Annotated in this window: 7 protein-coding genes; all 7 read right to left on the minus strand. The window is 45.6% G+C overall.

The window, feature by feature from the left end:
* A partial coding sequence (locus tag ACP5KC_RS08890; protein ID WP_428287319.1) for a hypothetical protein occupies positions 1–224 on the minus strand: 224 nt, incomplete at its 3' end.
* A gap of 58 nt (positions 225–282) precedes the next feature.
* A complete protein-coding gene (locus ACP5KC_RS08895) occupies positions 283–933 on the minus strand; it encodes a hypothetical protein (protein WP_052884328.1) in 651 nt (216 codons plus the stop codon).
* 38 nt (positions 934–971) lie between these two features.
* On the minus strand, positions 972–1,373 hold the full coding sequence (locus ACP5KC_RS08900; RefSeq protein ID WP_273432980.1) for a hypothetical protein: 402 nt from the start codon (positions 1,371–1,373) through the stop codon (positions 972–974).
* Between the two features lie 329 nt (positions 1,374–1,702).
* Positions 1,703–2,314, minus strand: a complete 612-nt coding sequence (locus ACP5KC_RS08905) for a hypothetical protein (protein ID WP_428287320.1) — start codon at positions 2,312–2,314, stop codon at positions 1,703–1,705.
* Between the two features lie 23 nt (positions 2,315–2,337).
* Positions 2,338–2,994 (minus strand): type-4 uracil-DNA glycosylase, encoded by a 657-nt coding sequence (udg, locus tag ACP5KC_RS08910; protein WP_052884331.1) that lies wholly within the window; start codon positions 2,992–2,994, stop codon positions 2,338–2,340.
* Complete coding sequence (locus ACP5KC_RS08915; RefSeq protein WP_052884332.1) at positions 2,966–3,376, minus strand: aconitase X swivel domain-containing protein; 411 nt, start codon at positions 3,374–3,376, stop codon at positions 2,966–2,968. Before ACP5KC_RS08915 ends, udg begins: the two co-directional genes overlap by 29 nt.
* Before the next feature lie 41 nt (positions 3,377–3,417).
* Positions 3,418–4,602 (minus strand): aconitase X catalytic domain-containing protein, encoded by a 1,185-nt coding sequence (locus ACP5KC_RS08920; protein WP_273432981.1) that lies wholly within the window; start codon positions 4,600–4,602, stop codon positions 3,418–3,420.
* Positions 4,603–4,670: the final 68 nt, after the last annotated feature.

The following is a 4,670-nucleotide window of genomic DNA, read 5'->3' on the forward strand; positions in this document are numbered from 1 at the left end:
TGGTTCTGAAGTAGCTCTATGGTGTCGGCGAGCATGCCTCTCAGTTCTTCAAGAGAGGCTTGGACTTGAGCCTGAAGAGTTCTGAGAGGCGCTCTAAGAGGTTCTTGTAATGACTCAGGGATAGCGCTGAGCCTGCGATCAATGCTGTTGAGAGCCGATTGGATCTCTACTAAGATTTTCTCGGTTGATTCTTCACGTTCCTTTGGCTTTCGTAGAAACGACATATCAGCACCTCCAGTTATTCTTGTAAAAGAGTTATAATTTAGTATCGCTTAATAAAATTCACTCTTCCTTGACCTTGCTTTCCCCTTGTTGCAAGATGTTCTTCTCCAAATATGAGAGTTTGAGGGAGAGTTCTTGAGTTGAAAGCCTAAGCTCGTTTAGCGCGGCCAGGATGTTCTCCTCCAGTCTTCCAATTCTCTGTGAAAGCTCACTTAGAAGAACCTCCGTATCAGAGTATTTCGATCGCAGACCGCTTGTCTCAGCTTTAACGGCTGTCGTAGTATCCATTAAAACTAGTTCTACCTCTTTCAACTTGGAGATAATGGCATTAATGTCAGACTCGACTTGATGTAGAGAGTCGTATAAACGCCCAGTTTCGCTTGAAAGCTTTTCTAGAAATAAATCGAGAGAGAGTCTTATCTCGTTTTTAGTGCTTTGAGTTTCTTGTTTTAGCTCCGTTAAGGTTTTTTTGGCTTCATCCGAGAATTTCTCTCTCTCGCTTTTAAAGCTCTGGAGGTGACTTTCAAGAGAGCCCTCGAGTTCCCGGATATTTTCCTGCAGAGCTCCTACTCGAGAGTTTAGAAAGTCCAGGGTGACTTTAAGGGCGTACACGCCGTTATTGAGTCTTTGCAAAGCCGCGAGGAGAACTGCGATGTCTCCTTCCCCAACCTCTACGATTTCGATATCATCTTCTCGACGTGAGCCGGACATGAGCCCTGGTTATGATCACGAGCTACTTGAATAAATCACTATTGTTGTACAGCAGTCTCTGTGCCACCTGTTTCTTTCGCGCCACGCAAAGAATTAACCATTTTTTCGATTGTTTCCTTATCCGTCTTTGAGAAATCACTCTTGGCAGCTACCTTAGCACCCCTTTCCGAAAGTTTGTAGTAAGGTCGGTAGAGGCTTAGATAGCTTCCACCTGTCGAGTAGATAAGCTTAAGGTAGCCTTTTTTTACTAGCTCTTCCAACTTCTCGTCTAGCTGCTTGGAAAACGGAACTTGGCCTGCGAAAGTGAATCCAAGAGCTACTCCATGCTCAGTTTGCAGCTTATATACTAGCTCGTGGATACGTTTTCTCGATACGGCCTTGCCGTACACGTAAAAAAGGTAAAGCAGTCTCTTTTCAGCTTGATCAAGCTTTATAGGCAATTAAAAACCACCATTCGCTTTTCAAAAGTTAAAATTTAAAAATATTTCCATTCTCAACTCCGAGGTAAAGAGTGGCTGGCTGCGAAATATGCGGGAGAGCGGGTAAACTCCGCATCTGTAAAATATGTGGTAGGAAAGTATGCCCGGAGCACTTTGATGAGAAGAGAAATATTTGCGTTGCTTGCGCTGAAACGTTGTGCGAGGTTTGCGGTAACAAGCTCTCAATCGGGAACTGTGCTTACTGCGGACGATTAGTATGCGAAGACTGTTCCATGGAAATAGGTCCTGCGCTTGTGTGTAGAGAGTGTTATCAGAAAATTGAGCGACTTTCACTTAAACTTTAACTTATAGACTCCCTTTTTCTCCTCTTCGACCACTAGTCCCGCGTAATCCCCATTATATAACTTGAAATCAACCTCACTTAACCCAATCCCCGCCTTCTTTAACTCGCCCCTAAGCCTGAACAGAAGATTATCAACGGCTTTTTTCAAGAGTCCATCATAGCCTTCAAGTTCGCTCCTCCTCGATAGATATATGTTTCTAATTTTTACGCTAACGTAAAACTTCAGGATATATGATAAGTTCATCAGGACAAGTGTTGAAAGTAGAAGAATGTAGGCCAGAAAAAGTTCAAGGTTTAATAACATAAGTATTAGTGAGCCGATCATTCCTGCAAATGATGCCATAAACAGAATGTCTGCTATGGAGTCGGCCCTCTTTATCCTTGGAAAAGATTTGTCCTGTGTGGGCCAAAGGGCTATAGTTTTCAATACTATCTGAACCTCCCTCCACAAATCTCCCTCTAACCTCAACTCTGATATGTATCGCAGGGCACGGCTCGTATTAAAGAGTCTAAAAGCTCGTATTGCATCCAACTCCTCAATAAGTTCCTTTATAATTTTTGCCTTTCTACGGGATTTCTCTCTAGGCGTAAGAGACACGTATCAATTTAAAGCATCATCATTTAATACTTTGCGAAGAAACTGTCAAGAGTCTTTTGCCCTTTCGTTTCTTCCCCCTTTATAATGCGAGAAATCCTCTTGAAATCATCCTCAAGAGACGATCTCATGCCTGGGTTGTAAAGCGCGGCTGCTGGATGAAGCGTTGGAAAAACAACTAGAGACCCCCAGCTCTCCTCGACCATGAACTCCCTGCCCCTCACACCCATTATCGAATTCACAGCGCGTCCATGCATGCCTAGAACTGTCCTAGTGCTGTGTCGGCCTAGCGTTATTATCACCCTGGGCTTTATCGCCTCAAGTTGTCTTCTGAGATAGGGCAGACACGCTTTAATCTCCTCCTCGCGAGGCTCCCTGTTTCCAGGGGGACGACACTTCACGACATTCGTTATGAATACAGATTCCCGAGAGATACCATTTGAGCTCAACAATTGTGTGAGAAGCTGTCCTGCTGAGCCCACAAAAGGTCTACCCTGGACGTCCTCGCTTTGCCCCGGGGCTTCTCCTATGAAAACGACTCCACTGCAGGGGTCTCCTTCCCCGGGCACGGCATTAGTACGATTCAAGTGTAGAGGGCAGCGAGTGCATACTCTGATCTCCTCTGCTATCTTTTCAAGTTCCCGTTTTATCTCCTCACAATTCCTCGACGAGGAGCTCGGCATAATTTCTGTCTACCCTTAATTCAGCCTTGTCTCCAGTTCTAAGCGTATTAAAGGCTTCTTCACTTATTCCGGTCATCGAGGGCACACCTCCTATTACACAGCCAACTATTACTACCTCGTCCGGCTTGAGCGTAACTATTCCGGCTGGTGCTATCCCACGCCTGGCCAAGCGCAGTATGATGTAGGATCCGACTGTACTCCCCTTTGAATGGGGAAAAACCAGTATCCTATCCTTTAAGACTTCCCCGTATAAAGGATGCCCAGGTTCGGTAACCTTAGATGTTAGAGGATCCACACCGCCATAAAATGTTATGGGCTCAGGAGAGACTAAGAGTTCGGCTTTTGCTACCCCCTCCGAGACCGGATGACCAGGTATTTTCATATCTATTCACACGCCGCGAACAGAGATATAATTTACAACTACTATGTGAAAGCCATTTCTATAGCTTTTTGCCGCGAAACAAGCTTGACCTTGTAACCTTGTGCTTTGAGATAAAAGGCGGCTTTACCCGAATCGGTGATAACCTCCTTGCCAGCATATATGTTGAGGGGTGAGACGACCATACAGGTGTCGGCAAAGACATAAACATTCTTCTCCCTTAGCTTTGGCATGTATGCGCTTAACGCCTCATAGACCTCCCTACTCGTATAAAGGAAAATCTTTCTTGTAGCGGTACCATTTTCAGGTAGACGGCTGATGATGTCCATTATCTCATCTAACGAGAGGTGTGGACATCCAAGAACTATGGCTCCTTCATCGGTCCCCGAGTAATTATCTAGTGTTTCGCGGAGCATCTTGAAATCCACTTCTATTGTGTCAACCCCGCTTGCCGGATAATTTTCAGGCGAAGCCCCCTCTATGAGGACTAGCCCTGTACCCCCCGTTGCCCCGACTGCGGCTAAAAAAAGTTTAATATAGTCTAACCTCTCCTTTGATAGCTTGAGACCCCGCACAAGAGGAACCCGGTTTCCTGTAAGTGCGCCTACGAGTAGCCCTGCCACCGAATACATGTTTTGCTCCTCTACCTCCTTTGAGACACTTGTAAAATCTATGACAAGTTCTGGTCGCCTGTTCGACTCGACGTGTAAGCCGGCTAGTGGGGCTCGTCCGACAATAGCTTCGAAGAGCGCAAGGGGGCCTCCGTCACGGTTGGATCTAGCGCCTATGATGCTATTAGCGTACAGCACTGCATTACTTTCAGACCATGCAAGATGATCCCCGTAACTTATATCCTCGTAGAGATAAGGGGTACAGGTAAGCGTGGGCTTAACCCCCAGTGCTGCCAGGGCGTTTATTATTCTCATTTGTTTTTCAAAATAGCCCTTATCAACGCCCATGTTCCTCCATTGGGCTAGGTCTAAGCCAGCTGGATTCATTGAAGAGGGGACGCTTACTCTCCCACCTTTAGCCGCTAGCTCCTCCAGAAATTGGAGGCCCTCGTCTCCAATATTCTTGTACGAAATACCTGATATATGTGCGTTTTTTACCCTTACAAGCCTTTCAGCTTTAAGCGCCTCAGCCACTCTTAAAACCGTTTTCATTGCCATTGCGATAGCTTCTCCATACTCTCCGTCCAGCATTTTTTCCTCTTCAGGATCGAGGTACATACCTGATAGACAGTTATAGAGATCTCTATTAAAATAGGTTTAGGTCTTTGCCAGCTTATAGTTCTCTA

The sequence above is a fragment of the Infirmifilum sp. genome (genome assembly GCF_049970975.1).
GTDB lineage: Archaea > Thermoproteota > Thermoprotei > Thermofilales > Thermofilaceae > Thermofilum > Thermofilum uzonense.

Coding starts and splice junctions, on each gene's coding strand:
- ACP5KC_RS08895 (WP_052884328.1), bottom strand. CDS start 933: ATGTCCGGCTCACGTCGAGAAGATGATATCGAAATCGTAGAGGTTGGG.
- udg (WP_052884331.1), bottom strand. CDS start 2,994: ATGCCGAGCTCCTCGTCGAGGAATTGTGAGGAGATAAAACGGGAACTT.
- ACP5KC_RS08915 (WP_052884332.1), bottom strand. CDS start 3,376: ATGAAAATACCTGGTCATCCGGTCTCGGAGGGGGTAGCAAAAGCCGAA.
- ACP5KC_RS08920 (WP_273432981.1), bottom strand. CDS start 4,602: ATGTACCTCGATCCTGAAGAGGAAAAAATGCTGGACGGAGAGTATGGA.